Source organism: Hymenobacter sp. PAMC 26628, from assembly GCF_001562275.1.
Classification (GTDB): domain Bacteria; phylum Bacteroidota; class Bacteroidia; order Cytophagales; family Hymenobacteraceae; genus Hymenobacter.
In genome coordinates, this window is record NZ_CP014304.1 from 1,286,106 (window position 1) to 1,300,598 (window position 14,493).

At 63.2% G+C, this 14,493-nt stretch carries 19 protein-coding genes; 14 read left to right on the forward strand and 5 right to left on the reverse strand.

The window, feature by feature from the left end; genetic code table 11:
- Positions 1–520: 520 nt before the first annotated feature.
- From AXW84_RS05915 to AXW84_RS05935, 5 genes are all read right to left on the reverse strand, one after another.
- Positions 521–952: a hypothetical protein gene (locus AXW84_RS05915; RefSeq protein ID WP_157886840.1), complete on the reverse strand. Its 432-nt coding sequence runs from the start codon at positions 950–952 to the stop codon at positions 521–523.
- A gap of 204 nt (positions 953–1,156) precedes the next feature.
- Positions 1,157–1,576, reverse strand: a complete 420-nt coding sequence (locus AXW84_RS05920) for a response regulator (RefSeq protein WP_068229998.1) — start codon at positions 1,574–1,576, stop codon at positions 1,157–1,159.
- Positions 1,577–1,645: 69 nt separating this feature from the next.
- Complete coding sequence (locus AXW84_RS05925; RefSeq protein ID WP_068230000.1) at positions 1,646–5,422, reverse strand: ATP-binding protein; 3,777 nt, start codon at positions 5,420–5,422, stop codon at positions 1,646–1,648.
- Between the two features lie 939 nt (positions 5,423–6,361).
- Positions 6,362–6,838, reverse strand: coding sequence for a hypothetical protein (locus tag AXW84_RS05930; RefSeq protein WP_068230003.1), 477 nt, complete (start codon positions 6,836–6,838; stop codon positions 6,362–6,364).
- Complete coding sequence (locus AXW84_RS05935; protein ID WP_236943263.1) at positions 6,835–7,143, reverse strand: hypothetical protein; 309 nt, start codon at positions 7,141–7,143, stop codon at positions 6,835–6,837. Before AXW84_RS05935 ends, AXW84_RS05930 begins: the two co-directional genes overlap by 4 nt.
- A 234-nt stretch (positions 7,144–7,377) precedes the next feature.
- On the opposite strand from AXW84_RS05935, the gene AXW84_RS05940 reads away from it, so the two are divergent.
- From AXW84_RS05940 to AXW84_RS06005, 14 genes are all read left to right on the forward strand, one after another.
- Positions 7,378–7,629, forward strand: coding sequence for a helix-turn-helix domain-containing protein (locus tag AXW84_RS05940; RefSeq protein ID WP_157886841.1), 252 nt, complete (start codon positions 7,378–7,380; stop codon positions 7,627–7,629).
- A 5-nt stretch (positions 7,630–7,634) separates the two neighbouring features.
- The gene (locus AXW84_RS05945; protein ID WP_157886842.1) at positions 7,635–7,925 is read left to right on the forward strand and encodes a hypothetical protein; all 291 of its coding nucleotides are present in this window, start codon (positions 7,635–7,637) and stop codon (positions 7,923–7,925) included.
- Positions 7,926–7,992: 67 nt separating this feature from the next.
- Positions 7,993–8,319 carry a hypothetical protein gene (locus AXW84_RS05950; RefSeq protein WP_068230015.1) on the forward strand — a complete coding sequence of 109 codons (327 nt, stop codon included), beginning with the start codon at positions 7,993–7,995 and terminating at the stop codon, positions 8,317–8,319.
- Positions 8,316–8,579, forward strand: a complete 264-nt coding sequence (locus tag AXW84_RS05955; RefSeq protein WP_068230016.1) for a hypothetical protein — start codon at positions 8,316–8,318, stop codon at positions 8,577–8,579. Before AXW84_RS05950 ends, AXW84_RS05955 begins: the two co-directional genes overlap by 4 nt.
- A 35-nt stretch (positions 8,580–8,614) precedes the next feature.
- A complete protein-coding gene (locus AXW84_RS05960) occupies positions 8,615–8,881 on the forward strand; it encodes a hypothetical protein (RefSeq protein WP_068230019.1) in 267 nt (88 codons plus the stop codon).
- A 111-nt stretch (positions 8,882–8,992) separates the two neighbouring features.
- Complete coding sequence (locus AXW84_RS05965) at positions 8,993–9,469, forward strand: hypothetical protein (RefSeq protein ID WP_068230021.1); 477 nt, start codon at positions 8,993–8,995, stop codon at positions 9,467–9,469.
- Positions 9,462–9,770 carry a hypothetical protein gene (locus AXW84_RS05970; RefSeq protein WP_068230024.1) on the forward strand — a complete coding sequence of 103 codons (309 nt, stop codon included), beginning with the start codon at positions 9,462–9,464 and terminating at the stop codon, positions 9,768–9,770. Before AXW84_RS05965 ends, AXW84_RS05970 begins: the two co-directional genes overlap by 8 nt.
- A complete protein-coding gene (locus tag AXW84_RS05975; protein WP_068230026.1) occupies positions 9,767–9,991 on the forward strand; it encodes a hypothetical protein in 225 nt (74 codons plus the stop codon). The genes AXW84_RS05970 and AXW84_RS05975 overlap by 4 nt, the downstream gene beginning before the upstream one ends.
- Positions 9,992–9,993: 2 nt before the next feature.
- Positions 9,994–10,425 carry a hypothetical protein gene (locus AXW84_RS05980; RefSeq protein WP_068230028.1) on the forward strand — a complete coding sequence of 144 codons (432 nt, stop codon included), beginning with the start codon at positions 9,994–9,996 and terminating at the stop codon, positions 10,423–10,425.
- Positions 10,422–10,811, forward strand: coding sequence for a hypothetical protein (locus AXW84_RS05985; protein ID WP_068230031.1), 390 nt, complete (start codon positions 10,422–10,424; stop codon positions 10,809–10,811). Before AXW84_RS05980 ends, AXW84_RS05985 begins: the two co-directional genes overlap by 4 nt.
- Before the next feature lie 11 nt (positions 10,812–10,822).
- Complete coding sequence (locus AXW84_RS05990) at positions 10,823–11,032, forward strand: hypothetical protein (protein ID WP_157886843.1); 210 nt, start codon at positions 10,823–10,825, stop codon at positions 11,030–11,032.
- A 3-nt stretch (positions 11,033–11,035) separates the two neighbouring features.
- On the forward strand, positions 11,036–11,407 hold the full coding sequence (locus tag AXW84_RS05995) for a hypothetical protein (RefSeq protein ID WP_068230037.1): 372 nt from the start codon (positions 11,036–11,038) through the stop codon (positions 11,405–11,407).
- Between the two features lie 12 nt (positions 11,408–11,419).
- The gene (locus AXW84_RS06000) at positions 11,420–13,810 is read left to right on the forward strand and encodes a primase-helicase family protein (RefSeq protein WP_068230039.1); all 2,391 of its coding nucleotides are present in this window, start codon (positions 11,420–11,422) and stop codon (positions 13,808–13,810) included.
- A gap of 161 nt (positions 13,811–13,971) precedes the next feature.
- Entirely contained in the window at positions 13,972–14,430 is a 459-nt protein-coding gene (locus AXW84_RS06005; RefSeq protein WP_068230042.1) for a hypothetical protein, read from the forward strand.
- Positions 14,431–14,493: the final 63 nt, after the last annotated feature.

Consider the following 14,493-nt stretch of genomic DNA (forward strand, 5'->3'; position numbering starts at 1 on the left):
CTGAAAATGCCTCCACTACATGCTGGGACTATACACCTAAGCGGCGGTCGCTGAAGATGTTTTCCAGGCGCCCCACCAGCACCAGCTTGAAAAAGACGACGGGGTCCAAGGAGGGCAGCCCGGTGTGGCTGTAGACGGAGCGGGTCTGCGAGCGCAGAAACTCCCAGTCCAGCAGCCCGCTTAACCGGCGTTAGAGGTTGTGGCGTGGTACGCGCTCGGACAAGCGAAAGCGCGTGACGACCGTGTCGGTGAACTGCTTGTGGCCCTGCATAGACCCAAGATACTGCGGGTCAGCCACCTCCTACTTCTGCAACGGCCACCACCCGTTCTAAAACTAACGAATCACAAACCCCAAACCAGAACGAGCGGGCCAGCTGACCCGCTCGTTCCATTTCCACGCTACCCCTCAACGTGCAGACGGTTCTTTAAACGCAGCCACTTGCTGGGGCCCCCTCCGGGGCAAATGCACCCGCGCATCCGCCTTCGTCAGCTGTGCAATTGGGCTCTGCTGCTGCCGGCGCTACCGTTCCTGCACCGGCCGCAGCCATTCCATGGCCTTGCCCTCGTCCTCAAACAAGGCAATGTCAAACGGGCGGGCCCGGTCCAGCGCATAGGCCACCTCCCGTTGCTGCACCGGGTCAGTGGTGTACAGCTGCGTCATAAACGGCGAGTTCAGCACTGCCATTCGTAGGCGCCGAGGGGCCATCTGCGCCACCGCTTCCGGGTAAAACGTGCTGTTCACCCAGGTACTTAGCTCAGCGGGCACTTTGTCCCGCCGGCGTATATCCAGCAGCCAGTCGTTCAGCCCCTGCGCCACAGCCGCCTCCAGCATCTGCCAGTACTCGGCTTTCACCGCCTCTAGCGGGGCTTTCGTGTGCCAGCGCACTACCAATACGCGCAGATCGGGACGAAAATAAAGGGTGCGGGAGGTAAGTACAATGGCGTCAGGCATGGCCCAAAGGTAGCTTTGGCCTACCCACTCAGTCCCCCTCAATCGCTTTCGCACCCCTACGCAGGCACTACTAGCCAAACTGCTCGCGTGTTGCCAAAAAAAGTCAGCGGTAAGCGCAAGGAGCGGGAGCCGCTTGCGCGTAAGCCATGTGTGGGGTTGACGGCATGCACAGAGAAGGTGTTGGGGCCATAAGGCCCGCTTGCGTTAGCCCCCCGACCCTGCCCCAAAATGCTCTGCCACTACGGCCCCTAGCTTCTCCTTGGTCAGCGGCTTGTTCAGCACCCCCGCCACGGGCAGCTGCTGCACCCGCTCCATGTCGCTCGGCAACAGGGACGTGGTGAGCACCACGATGACGACGCCCTGCTGCCTGACTGGGGGCAGCTGGGCGTAGGCCTCCAGAAACTCAATGCCGTTCATGATGGGCATTTTCATGTCCAGTAGGATCAGGTCGGGGCAGCTGGCGCTCATGGGCACGCAGGACTGGTGCAGGACCTGTAGGGCCTCGGCGCCATTTTCGGCAATGTGCAGGTGCTCGGCCACGCCCATGCGTTTGATGAGCGTTTGGTTTAGGAAGTTGGTGGTCGTGTCGTCGTCCACCAGCAGAATGCTGGAAAGTTGGGGCATGGCGGGAGGGGCAGCCGCGGTAAGCTGGCCATGCAATGGTACGGCCGAGGTCACTGGTGGTTACGCCCGCTAAGCCGGAAACCACACGGCAAACGTGGAGCCTTCGCCCTCCCGGCTCTGCACCGAGATGGTGCCGCCCGCGTTTTCGACCATCTTCTTCACCATGTACAAACCCACGCCCGTGCCCTCCACGTGCGTGTGCAGGCGCTCAAACAACCCGAACAGCTTGGCCTGTTGCCCCTCGGACAGGCCCAGGCCATTATCCTGCACCCGCAGTACGCGGTGGCCGCCTTCGAGGCGGCAACTGATGCGCACCACCGGCGGCCGGTCTAAATGATGGTACTTCAGCGCGTTGCTCACCAGGTTGTACAGCATGCTGCGCAGGTTTTTCTCTGCTATCACCAGTGTGGGGCATTCCACCACGTTCACGGCCAGCCGGCCGCCGGTTTCGGCCAGCAGCGGCTGCAAGTCTTGGCGCACGTCCTCGATGAGGGGGGCCAGGGCGGTGGGCGCCGCCGGGTGGGCAAATTCCAGCTGCAGCTTGCTCACGTCGGTGAGGTGGCCAATGGTGCGGGTGAAGCGCTCCACCGCGTCCTGCATGCGCGTGAGCACGGGCAGCAGCGTGTCGTCGGTGCGCAGCTCGGCGGGCAGCAGGTCTTCCAGCAGCCGCAGCAGCCCTTCAATGTTGCTGATGGGCGCTTTAAGGTCGTGCGACGCCGTGTACACAAAATTGTCCAGGTCGCGGTTGGTGCGCACCAGCTGCTCGTTGGTTTCTTTCAACTCGGTAATGTCGATGGCCGAGCCCACGTAGCCGTACAGCTCCCCGTTGGGGAAGTAGCTCGGGGCCCCCTGCGCCAGCAGCCAGCGGTACTGCCCGTCGTGGCGCCGCATGCGGTGCTCCAGCGTGTAGCGGGTGCGCGTGGCTATGGCCTCCGTAAGCAGGCGTTGGGCGTTGTCCAGCTCGTCGGGGTGCATGTAGGGGCCCCAGCCCGTCGCCTCGTACTGCGCCGGCGTCGCCCCCACAAAGTCGATAAACGCCTGGTTGATGTAGCGAATGGTGGAATCCGGATTCACCGCCCACACCAGGTTGGGCGTCGCGTCGGCCAGGATGCGGAAGCGCTGCTCGCTCTCGTGCAGCGCCTCGGTGTGGGTTTTCTGCGCGGTGATGTCGCGGGCAATGGCGAACATGTGCGGCTGCCCATCCAGGGTGATGCCGCCCATGCTCACTTCGACGGGGTACGTGCTGCCGTCTTTGCGGCGGTGCCGGGTTTCGAAGGGCGGCAGGGCCCCCCGCTGCTGCGCCTGCGCAAACGCCGCCCGAAACTTGTCCTCCTGGTAAATGGGGTCCACGTCCGGCACCCGCAGCTGCTCCACTTCTTCGGCGGTGTAGCCCCAGCGCTGCCGGGCCAGGGCGTTGAGGTAGGCAAACGAGCCGTCGGCGCGCATCAGGATGAAGGCGTCAAACGCATGGTCGCTCAGTACCTTAAATTTGCGCAGCTCTTCTTCGGCGGCCCGCAGCCGGGTGTTGTCCTGGCGGGTGCGGGTGATGTCGAGCTGGGTGTGCACGCGGGCCAGCAGCTCCCGGGCCGCGAAGGGCTTTACCAGGTAATCGTCGGCGCCTTTATCCAAGCCTTCCACGGTGGCCTCCTCGCCGGCGCGGGCCGAGAGCAGCACCACCGGAATGCGGGCCGTGTCGGGGTTCTCTTTCAGCGCCTGCAGCAGGCCGAAGCCGTCGAGGTGTGGCATCATTACGTCGGAGAGCACCAAATCGGGCCGCTGCTGCGTCACGGCTTCCAGCGCTTTCAGCCCGTCGGACGCCGTGCGCACAGTCCACTGCGGCCGCCGGGCCAGGATGCGCTGCACGTAGCCGCGCATGTCGGCATTGTCGTCCACCACCAGGATGGTCGCCGCGGCCTCGTCCGCCAGCCGCGCCTCCGGAGTGGCACCGGGGCCCGCCGGCCACGCGGGCATCTCCGCGAGCCACTGCTGTGCCTCTTCCACAAACGCCGCCCCGTGGGCTGGTTGTGGGGCGGCTGGGCGGGCGTCCCGCACCTGCTCCGCCGGCAAGTGCGCCGCGCCCAGTGGCAAGCGCACGGTAAACGTGCTGCCCTGCCCCGCCCGGCTGTCGGCCGTTATCACCCCGCCGTGGAGCTGCACCAGCTCCTGCACGAACGCCAGCCCGATGCCCGAACCCTCGTGCGAGCGGGACCGGGTGCCCTCCGCCCGGTAAAAGCGGGTGAACAGCTTCGGCAGCTCGGCCGCCGCCATGCCCTCGCCGGTGTCCGCCACCCGCAGCACGGCGTGCCCGTCTTCTTCGCGCAAACTCACCCGAATGCTCCCCGCAAAGGTGAACTTCAAGGCATTGGACAGCAGGTTGAATACGACTTTTTCCCACATCCCCGCGTCCACGTACACGGGCGCGCTCAGCGGGGCGCAGTCCACTTCCAGGGCCAGCCCGGCTTTTTCCAGGGCCGCGCGAAACACGCCGGCCAGCTCGGCCGTGTAGGCCGCCAGGTCGAGGGGCGCATAATTCGCCTGCAGGCGGCCCGCCTCGATGCGCGAGAAATCCAGCAGGCTGTTCACCAGCCGCTGCAGGCGCAGGGTGTTGCGCTGCACCAGCACCAGGCGCTCCTGCTGCGGGGCGGGCAGCGGGTGGGTGCAATCCGTTAGCGCGTCGTCCAGCGGGCCGAGCATGAGCGTCAGCGGCGTGCGAAACTCGTGGCTGATGTTGCTGAAAAAAGCCGTCTTGGCGCGGTCCAGCTCAGCCAGCGCTTCGGCCCGCTGGCGCTCTTCGGCCAGCGTGCGGGCCTTCGCCAGGGCCGTGGTCGTGGCCCCTGCCAACAGGTCAAAAAAGAGGGCGTATTCGGCGTCTAGGGCCCGGCGGGCACTCACGCCCAGCACCAGAAAATAGGCGGGTTGCGCCGCGCCGCCTAGTTGCAGCGGGTAAACCAGGGCCGTGTGCGGAGCTTCTGGGTAGGGGCCGCCGGCAAATGGGCCGAAGCCGGTAGCCAGTTGTTCCACTCGTTGGGCGGTACCCGTGCGCGCGGCTTCGGCCAGCGGCCAGGAACCGGCCATCCCCTCGCCCATTCCCTCGCCCATTCCCTCGCCCATTCCCTCGGCCAGGGCAATGGCACTCGGCACCAGCGCCGCCGCTTGGTCTAGCCCCACCTGGCCTTCCAGCCGGGCCTGCTCCGCCCCGGGCGCTAACGAGTAAAGCACCACAAACGGCACATCCAACGCCGACTCCCCAAAGGTTTCCAGCAGCAGGACGGCGGTTTCAGGCTCGGTGGGGGCCCCCGCCGTGCGCTCGGCTACCGTGCGCAGGATGTTGAGGCGCCGCTCGGCCAGGGTTTGCTGCGTGAGCTCCGTTACGGGGTGAAACAAGCCGCCCACCCCGCCCGACTCGTCCAGGATAGGGCTGAAGGAGAAGGTAAAAAACGTCTCTTCCAGGTAGCCGTAGCGGTCCAGAAACATGCGCTGGTTTTCCAGAAAGCGCGTCTGCCCGGCCGACGCCTGCTCGAAGGCTTCGCCCAGCACCTCCCAGGCCGAGGCCCAGCACTCCTTGTAGTCCTGGCCCAGGGAGGTGGGGTGCTTGTCGCCGCACAGCGGCCAGTAGCCGTCGTTGTAAATCTGCACCCGCCCGGGGCCCCAGGCAATGTTGATGGGGAAGTTAGAGGCCAGGCACAGGCTCACCGTCGTGCGCAGGCTCTGCGGCCACTGCGCAAGGGGCCCCAGCGGGGTGGTCGACCAGTCTTTGGCGTCCACCAGCGCGGCCATCTTGCCGTTAGCGGCCAGCAAACCCGGCGCCGGCTCGGGCGTGGCCGAAGCCGAAAAGGAGTGAGGCATAAGGAATCGTAGGCGGGCGTTGGGAGAAGCTCGGCGCCCTTGGCAGCAAGTGAATTTGGCTAATACGGGTGACTGGCTGAGCCAAGTTTCCACGAAAGGCCAAACTTACCCACAAGCGCCCAAGCGCCGCGGCATCCACTTGACTTCGCTAGTGTCCGAACTTCGTAGTGCATGCAGGGCTTTTTCCTGAACTTTCGCACCGGGGCCAAACAATTGGCCAGGATGCGTTAGGTACGTCGCCGCAAACCCCCGCAGCGCGTTGTGCGCCGTCTTGTAGCCTTTTAGGGTGTGGAATCGGAACCCTCGCGCCCGTAGCACCTCGGTGTATGCCTCGAATAAGTCCGTAGTCCGTAAGCAGTGGCGCGGGCAGTAAGTCCACCGCCACGTTCAGGGCCAACGCCTCTTTCAACGGGGCCGGGGTAACGGCCACGCTCGTTATGCGCAGGTCCCGATACGCCTCGGCCACCCGTTCCCATAACGCATCGAGCACATCATTTGCCTCCTGTGACCCGTCAAATCCTTTGCGGAACGGGTCTTTTTGAGGTGGTCTAGTCGGCGGCGGCGCACCGCTCCCCCGTGCTCATCCAGAAGGGCTGCTCGTCGAAATACGCCCACAAGTGCACTTGGCAGCGGCCCGCGGCGTCGGACTAGTCGGTACCCCGTTCAAATTTAATCGTCATGGTAGGGGAGAAGTAGGACCGTGAGTAGGGGCGTAACTGGGGACGTTTTTCCTGTAGTAAGTCGGTATAGCTCGCGTAGTGGCCCAAACGAAAGAACCCCCGAAAAGTGCCTTCTACTACGCGAGAGGCGGCTTTTCGGGGGTTCCTGTAGCAATGTGTCGTACCCGGAGCCGGAGTCGCAAATAGAGCTGAAAATCAGCCTGTTTTGCCTCGGTTGGTAAGCAGTTGGTAAGCGCCGAGCCGTCCCAACTGGCTGGGGTTAGTTGGGTACCAGCGTCACACCCGTGTACTGGTGAGTACTGGGATTCAAGTGCAGGAAAACTGGCTGGATCTCAAACCCTGGTGTGGTGGGCGTCAGGTGGCCAGCCGCCAGTAAAGCATTCAAGTCATTGGTCACCCCGTCTAGCGGGCTGATGAAAAAGTCTTTCACCTTATTGTTTCGAGGGTTATAGCTGATGCGCAACTGCATGCCTTCCTTTTTATAGGCGTTATCCCACTCTCGCAAGTCACGGCGTTGTTCCGCAGTTGGCTGTGAATCGTCCTCGTTCGGAACACCCAGCTTCGCGCGTATTTGATTTAGGCTTTTATGCCGCAATGCCGGCACGTCGAATACTGCGTGGTTGGGCAAGTGAGCGAGTTCGGCCGGTTCGGACGGGGCGGGCACGGTGGTGGCAACGGGCGGTGGGGTGCCGCCGCAACCGGCCAGCAAGGCCAGCAGCGGTAAGAGTTTTTTCATGAAGTCGGTTGGGGATTGGAGGAGAGTGACCGCAGCAGTGCTAAATGCTCCTGCATCAGCGTGATGTAGGCGGCTTGGAGACTCATCAGCTCTTTCTGGCAGGCACTCAGGGTTTCGGCCACGGGCGGCACGGGCGGCGAGCTGTAAAGGGTTGCCGGTTCGGCCGCGGGGTTGGGCGTGCGGAACAACTGTAGCCCCGGCACCAGGTCGTTAAGGTCCTTCTTCAGCGCAGTGGCTATCTGCCGCCACACATCGAGCTTGATTTCGGACGACTGGATATAGTTGCTGATGGTGTTGGGATGCACATACAGTAGCGACGCTAACGCTCTATTGGTCAACTTCTCGCTTTTCAGCAGCAGGCGCAGCGCATCACCGTGGTGAATCATGCGGGCAAAATTCCCTGTGAAAGTGCACAATCCCTTGTGCGGGTTTTTATAATGTGTTTGGTTTTATTGTTATAGTTGGTATCTTCGCGTACCAAGAATCACAAATAACACAAAATGTCTGTGACATTATCACAGAATCAACACAATTTTTCTATGACAAATGCCACAACTGCCTTGCGGGCCCCGGTCAGCAACGCCATCGAAACCGTCATCGCCCGGCGCGTGGGCGAGGCCCGTGACATGCGTTTGGTCGAGGTGTACCGCCAGCGCATTTGTGAAGCGCTGGGCATGAGCGGCAAGGGCTACACCCAGATGCTCAACAACAACTCCTGGCCCTCGGTGAAGGAATTGGCCGTCATTGCCCAGGTGCTGGAGGTGCCCATGGAAGAGCTGCTCAACTACTAGTGGCCGTGACGACCTACGACAAAATCGGGGTGAAAAAAGCGGACCTCAAGGCCACCGAAGCCGCCCTCGTGGGCCTGAAGGCCGACCTCGACCGGCTGGTGCAGGGCCCCGGCTACGCGGCCCGCAAGGATGCCCTGCTCGCCCAGATCGCCCAGGTCAAGCAAACCATCGAACGCCTGGGCCGCGACCTGAACCGCTGGAAGCTGGCTGCCCACGAAACCGGGCAGGCCGACGCCTGGCAGTACAACCACGACCAGGCCGCCGCCGCGCTGGCCGAGTTGGAGCGCCCCGCCTGACTTTTTCCGCGGCCGGTGCTGCCCGCCCGACCGCTCGTTTTCCACCCTTTTTCTTTTCGCTGCTGCCATGAACCACCCCCAACCGGCCGCCCAGCTGGTGCACGATTTGCACCACCTCGGCCACGCCCCCTACCTCTTACCCACGCCCGCCGCCGTGGGCCCCCGGGCCCGCTGCACCACCGACGTCTGGGTGTTCGACGACATGCAGCCGGCGCTGCGCCGGGCCCTAGCCGAATGGGGCGGCCAGGTGCTGAGCCAGTGGCCCGCCGCCGGGGCCAACCGCCTGGCCTACTTCACCCTTTCGCTGGCCGAGGCCAACGACCTGTTCGAGGTGGCCCGCACCATGGTGCGCACCTACTACGCCGAGCAGCCGGAAGGAGGGCAAGCGGCATGATGCTCTACACCCAACGCCCCTGCCCGGCCTGCGACGGCCAGCGCCAGCAGCTGCACCGCTTCTGGGACAACTACCACGCCGTGCGCCTGAGCTACACGCCCACCGAGTACTTCTTCGACCTGGGCTACGTGCCCGGCGAGGCGCACCCGCCGCTGCTCGTGCCGTGCCGCACCTGCCAGGGCGAAGGCGTCACGGCCGTGTGGGCCCCAGCGCAGGAGCTGTTCCCCAAGTTTTTCGCCGCCTTCGGGCCCAGCGCCTAGTCTTTATCCTTCCCACCCAAGCCTTTACCCACAACATGGCAGCCCTTTCCGTTACCATTCAGAGTTTACAAGACGTAGCCGCCGGCAAGCCCATTGCGGCCGACGTGGACGTGGACAACATGCGCCACGCCACCGCCATCACGGTTGGCATCCTGGAAGCCGGCACCGTCAGCGGGGCTACCTCGCTCATGTTCATCCTCCAGGACGCCCACGGTAAAGCGGTGGTGGGCGAGTGCACCGCCAACCAATTTGAGATGCTCGTCGGGGCGTTCCGCGGGGCCGTTGGCCGCTTTGGCAAGTGAACATCAACAACTACACCTCCACGGTGCCGACGCCACCTTTTACGACCAAGTGAAAGGTGGCCGGGTGAAGCTGCTGAGTTGATTTTTTAAGTCGTTCAATTCATTCATACAATGGACGTTACCATCGAACAAGCCAAGAGTATCCGGAAGGAACTGAAGGCCACCCACCTCATCATGTTTACGGCCGATAGCGAAGGCGGCCAGAACGTGGCCACGCACGGCGAATCGGAGCAGCAGGCGCACGAGGCATGCCAGTACGGCAACAAGCTCAAAAAGCTGCTGGGTTGGCCGGAGGAGTTGTACCAGTCCACGCCCACCCAGCGCGCCGAATGGCGGCGCAAATCGGCCGTGGAAATAAAAGCCGATATTTCCCGACTGCTGGACAACAAGCGGCGCAATGAACTTGGAAGACAGGCACTGCTGGAGAAAATGGGTGCGCTTCGTACCAGCGAAGAAAGGTGGCAGGAGTTGAATGATGAGTGGTTGGGTATGAAGCGTCGGGCCGAAGATTACGACGTGCGCATTCAGGCCCTGGAGTGGGTTTTGGATGTAAGTAGAGGGCAGGAAGGAGGGCAGGACAATGGCTAAGCAAGCAAAAAGCCTGGGTTGTGGCTATAAGGCGGGCGGCGACAAGTACACCAGGGGCTGCGAAACCGCCGCCGTGCAACTGCCCAGCGGCCGGGAAACTGTTGTCGCGCACGGCCACAAAAATGGAGTCGGGCTGATGTACTGGTACTGGGTGAGAATGGCGTGCGGCGGCTGGGTCGAATTCGACATCCGCGACGTCGGGGGCGACGAGCAGGCCTTCGAGGTGGTGGCCTGCACGCCCGCCGCCCTGGCCAAGGTGGCCGAATTCCTTACTGAGAACACAATTGACGGGCTAGCATGATAATCACCGTCGAAAGCACCTCTAAAACCGTCGAACTAAACGGCGTGCCGGCCCGCATTTGGGAAGGGAAAACGGATTCTGGCATCGTGGTGCACTGCTTCATCACCCGCGTGGCCATTGACCAGAATGAAACCCGCATCGATGAATTTGAGCGGGAGTTGCGAGCCCAGCGCACGCCTTCTGCCGCGCTGGAAGTGTACCCTTTGCGCCTGATCCTGTGAGCATGAGCCCAACCCCCAAAACGCCCAACAACGACGCCGTGGGCCAAATAGCGGAAATCATCGTCAGCAAGGAAGTCACGCGCATCCTGGGGCCTGCCGGGGCCCGCGACCTGATGAAAATTGGGGCCTTGCTGAAGCTCATCCATCCGCTCTACCAGGCTTACTACGACGCGCTGGACACCGCCGGCATCCGGCTCGACACGGTGCAGCAGTACTTCTCGCCGGGGGCCTGGACGGCGCTCACCAACCCCAAGCGCCGCTTGCTGGAGGCCGGCATCCGCAAGGAAGTGGAAAGCGTGAAAAAGCAGATCCAAACGCACATGCTCTACCTGCGCAAGAACGAAGCCGAGCTGGCCACCCTCAACCCGGCGGGGCAGGCGATGCTGGAGTCGGTGCTGCGCGAGCTGATGGGGGAGGAGGTGTCGGCGCTATGATCCTCGGTTTTCAATCCGCCTTCGTGGCGGCCGTAGCCAACGGCACCAAGCCCCACACCATCCGCCGCGGCACCCGCTGGCGCGTGGGCCTGCCCATCCAGTTCTACCGCAACGTGCGCCAACGCGACATGACCAAGATTCGGCCCGATGCCGTGGTGCGCGTGGTGCAGGTGATCGAAGTGCCGCGGCCCCGGGAACGCTACCTGGGGCCCCCGGTGCAGCCCATCGTCCGCGTCGACGGCCGTGAGCTGACGCCCCTGGAGTGCCAGGAGCTGAGCCGCCGCGACGGCTTTCAGGACGTGGTGGAGCTGGTGCAGTTCCTGCACCGGATGCACAGCCTGCCGTTCGTGGGCCAGCTGGTGGGCTGGACCGATTTACGCTACTAATGCGCATCGCTATGAGTCAGAACCTCGCCGAAGGCCTGTTAGATGAGATTGTTCGCGTCGAAAGATTGGAGCAACTCTATTGTGGCCTGGATGGTAACGCCGGCTTTGTTGCGGCGATGCTGATGCGCATCCAGCTCAACCTGGCCAAAGCCGCCGCCGGCCGGCGCGACGTGGTGGCCATGCTGCATTGCTACCAGGAGCTAAAGGAGTGGAAGGAATAAGCCATGCCCATCGACTACTCCAACTATCCCAAGGGCTGGCATAAGGAGGTGCGGCCGCGCATCCTGGCCCGCGACGGCCACCAGTGCCGGTGCTGCGGCCTGGGCAACCACCTCTGGGGCTACCGCGACGCCGGCGGCAAGTTCCGCTCGCTGCCCCAGCGGAAGCCCGCGCCGCCGGGCTTCCGCGCCTTCCGCATCCTGCTCAACGTGGTGCATCTCGACCATGCCCTGGTCGACCACGGCGACCACAACCTGGGCCTGATGTGCCAGCGCTGCCACGCCCGCTACGACAAGCCCATCACGGCCCGGCAGGCCGCCTACACCCACAAATACCCCGGCGCGGCCGCCACCGCTACGCTGCCCTTCCTGTCCTAGCCCTCCCGCGATATGCCTTCCGCTGCTACCGATACCGCCCCACCCGCCCCACCCGCTGCGATTTCCTACGCCGAGCAGCGCCTGGCCGCTGCCGGCGTGCCGGCCGGCCTGCTCCAGTTCAGCGCCCCCAACCCGCGCAGCCCCGACCAGCACATGAAGCAGTCGTTCAGCGTGATGTACGGCGACGCCGACGACAACCTGGTGATTATTTACCCGACGCTCAGCGGCGAGGTGGAAACCTACGACAACGGCACTAAGAACAACCCCGATAGCATTTTTGAGCGCGTGCGCCTGAAGGTGCCACGCACCTACACCGACCTGGAGGGCCACCAGCAAACCCAGAAGTACGCCCAAACCAAGGGCACCCGGCCGCGGCCGTTCTGGATGCCCGGCATGGTGGCCAAGTTCCAGGCCGCGGAGGTGGTGCCGGTGCTCTACCTGGTGGAGGGCGAGCTGAAGGCCGCCGCCGCCTTCGCCCGGGGCCTGGCCGTGGTGGGCATGCCATCCAACGCCGTGGTGAGCGACAAGCACAACGACGTGCGCGTGCTCGAAGGCAGCCTCACGGCCTTCCTGCGCACCTGCAAAGTCGAAACCATCGTGCTGCTGCACGACGCCGACGCGCTGACCGTGAAGTGGGCCCCCGACAAAGACCTGGCCCTGCGGCCGTCCTCGTTCGCCCAGGCCGTCATCGGCTTCCGGGAAATGCTCCAGCCGCTGCTCGACGACGAGGCGTGCGCGTTGAAGCGGGCCTTCTACCTGCACGGCAAGCGCGAGCTGTGCGAGAAGAATGCCAAGGGCCTCGACGACCTGTTCCAGGCCTTTCCCGACCAGCAGCAGGCCATCCTCGACGACCTGGCCCTGCACACCGAGGCCACCAAGTACTTCGCCGGCCGCAACATCACCACGCCCCACTACGACCTGGTGCGCAACTACTTCGGCGTGGGGCGGGTGCTCAACGCCGAAACCGTCTTCTACAAGCTCTACGCCGACTACATCGGCCACCGCGAGTTCGTGTACCGCGGCCGCTGCTACTACCCCGACGGCGACGAGGTGAGCTACGTCAAGCACCAGGACGCGGCCCGCTTCGCCCGCATCGGCTCCGACTGGTACAAGTGGATTTACCAGCCCAACGGCATCGGCGGCATGCGCGAGGTGCTGGAGAACTTCAAGGTGGGCGAAATCCAGCGCGACTACAAGAAGTTTCCCAACTTCCTCGACGAGTGCCCCAAGTACGACGGCTTCACGGTGGAGCCCAACTTCAACGGCGAGTACCAGCGCGTGGTGAAGAACAACCTCAACCTCATCACCCCGCTGCCCTGGGAGCTGAAGGAGGGGCCCTTCCCCAACACGGCGGCCTTCCTCAAGCACATCTTCGGGGGCGAGGGCACGCTGGAGACCGGCGTCACGGCCGACACCTTCACCGTGGCCCTGGACTGGCTCACCATCGCCCACAACCACCCCAAGCACCAGCTGCCCGTCGTCATCCTGGTGAGCAAGGAGAACAAGACCGGCAAATCGACCTTCCTGAAGTGGATGACCTGGATATACGGCAGCAACGCCACCATCCTCAACCAGTCCCAGTTCCAGATGAAGTTCAACAACCACTACGCCAGCAAATTCTTCATCGGCCTGGACGAGGCCATGCAGAACTCGGACAAGTCGACCGAGAAGGACCGCCTCAAGCACATGGTCACGTCGGACGAAATCATGATCGAGCGCAAGGGCGTGGACCTCAAGCCGGTGCCGTTCTACGCCAAGCTGGCCTTCACCAGCAACGACGCGGAGAAGGTGATGAAAATCGACGAGGAGGACACCCGCTGGTTCGTGGTGAAAGTGCCGCCGCTGGGGACCGAGGACGCCGACATGCAGGCCAAGCTGATTGCCGAAATCCCGGCCTGGCTGCACTTTTTGCACCACCGCAAGCCCCACCACGAACGGGTGAGCCGCCTCTGGTTCCGGCCCGAAGATTTCATCACCGAGCAGTTCCACATCGTGCGCGAGGCCACCAAAACCCGCCTCGACCGCAGCATCGAGCACTTCATCAAGGACATGTTCCTGACCTACCGCCTGGAGCAGTTCCGGCTGCCCATCAAGTGGCTCACCAAGCAGCTCAACGAGGAGGGCAAGTACCGCACAGATGAATTGGAGGTGCGCACCTACCTGAAGGAAAAGCGGGCGATGGACCCCCACCCCGTGCCCATGCGCAACCGCATCCCCATCGGCCTGGACATGGACCGCCTCGACAAGCTGGGCCGCCCGGACGTGGTGTACCTGACCGAGAGCACGAGCCGCCCTTATCTTTTTAAGGTGCAGGACTGGCTGAGCGGCGAGCAGCTGGCGGAGTTCGGCCTAATTCCCGAGCCAGTCGAGGATGACGGCAATGAAGAAAAATTACCTTTTTAATTTTTTCAACTATGAAACTGAAACTGAATGTCAATCTCAAAGCAGATGGCCAGATAGCGCGTCGTGCTGAAATTATTGGTTCTGAAAAAGAGCGGGATGCCCTCGTTGAAATTCTTGATGAGGCAATGCCCAATCCACTGGGAACGCTAATTTTAATCCGCATGGCACAGGCTCAGCTTCGGGCCCCCACGCCACTTGTCGAACGGGAGCAAAAAGCCATTGCGGCGATTGAAGCCGTGCTATATGCCGACGAGGATGACACCCACGGCGGGGCCTGGGCCGACTGTAGCGAGGTCGACGTGCCGGTGCTGCTCGATGCGGTGAAGCGCCTGGTGAAGGAAAATCAGACGCTGGAAGCCCGGCGTGCCTACGGCGCCGACATCATCAACGACATGACGCTGGAGGCGGGCCTGGCCCAGCAGCAGCTGGCGGCCGCGGAAGCCGGCTGGACCGACCTGCGCGTGGTGGCTGCCGGCATGCGCCGCAACGCCAGCTACGCCCTCGACCAGTGGGAGGGCGAGGAGCGCACGCTGGAAGACCTGGAGCAGCAGGAAGTGAAGAAACTGCTCGTGGAAATCAGTGATACCACCTGGCCTATTCCCCGGCTCGATCAGCTATAGCACTTCAGCACCCAAAGAATTAATCTACAAATATTACAAAGCGGGCTTCGGCCCGCTTTTTTT

Excerpts from the sequence above, each read along its gene's own strand:
- AXW84_RS05960 (WP_068230019.1), top strand. The coding sequence starts at position 8,615 with ATGGCAGCCCTTTCCGTTACCATTCAGAGTTTACAAGACGTAGCCGCC.
- AXW84_RS05970 (WP_068230024.1), top strand. The coding sequence starts at position 9,462 with ATGGCTAAGCAAGCAAAAAGCCTGGGTTGTGGCTATAAGGCGGGCGGC.
- AXW84_RS05920 (WP_068229998.1), bottom strand. The coding sequence starts at position 1,576 with ATGCCCCAACTTTCCAGCATTCTGCTGGTGGACGACGACACGACCACC.
- AXW84_RS05940 (WP_157886841.1), top strand. The coding sequence starts at position 7,378 with ATGACAAATGCCACAACTGCCTTGCGGGCCCCGGTCAGCAACGCCATC.
- AXW84_RS05985 (WP_068230031.1), top strand. The coding sequence starts at position 10,422 with ATGATCCTCGGTTTTCAATCCGCCTTCGTGGCGGCCGTAGCCAACGGC.
- AXW84_RS05990 (WP_157886843.1), top strand. The coding sequence starts at position 10,823 with ATGAGTCAGAACCTCGCCGAAGGCCTGTTAGATGAGATTGTTCGCGTC.
- AXW84_RS05995 (WP_068230037.1), top strand. The coding sequence starts at position 11,036 with ATGCCCATCGACTACTCCAACTATCCCAAGGGCTGGCATAAGGAGGTG.
- AXW84_RS05980 (WP_068230028.1), top strand. The coding sequence starts at position 9,994 with ATGAGCCCAACCCCCAAAACGCCCAACAACGACGCCGTGGGCCAAATA.
- AXW84_RS05930 (WP_068230003.1), bottom strand. The coding sequence starts at position 6,838 with ATGAAAAAACTCTTACCGCTGCTGGCCTTGCTGGCCGGTTGCGGCGGC.
- AXW84_RS05955 (WP_068230016.1), top strand. The coding sequence starts at position 8,316 with ATGATGCTCTACACCCAACGCCCCTGCCCGGCCTGCGACGGCCAGCGC.
- AXW84_RS05915 (WP_157886840.1), bottom strand. The coding sequence starts at position 952 with ATGCCTGACGCCATTGTACTTACCTCCCGCACCCTTTATTTTCGTCCC.
- AXW84_RS06005 (WP_068230042.1), top strand. The coding sequence starts at position 13,972 with ATGGCACAGGCTCAGCTTCGGGCCCCCACGCCACTTGTCGAACGGGAG.
- AXW84_RS06000 (WP_068230039.1), top strand. The coding sequence starts at position 11,420 with ATGCCTTCCGCTGCTACCGATACCGCCCCACCCGCCCCACCCGCTGCG.
- AXW84_RS05975 (WP_068230026.1), top strand. The coding sequence starts at position 9,767 with ATGATAATCACCGTCGAAAGCACCTCTAAAACCGTCGAACTAAACGGC.
- AXW84_RS05925 (WP_068230000.1), bottom strand. The coding sequence starts at position 5,422 with ATGCCTCACTCCTTTTCGGCTTCGGCCACGCCCGAGCCGGCGCCGGGT.
- AXW84_RS05950 (WP_068230015.1), top strand. The coding sequence starts at position 7,993 with ATGAACCACCCCCAACCGGCCGCCCAGCTGGTGCACGATTTGCACCAC.
- AXW84_RS05965 (WP_068230021.1), top strand. The coding sequence starts at position 8,993 with ATGGACGTTACCATCGAACAAGCCAAGAGTATCCGGAAGGAACTGAAG.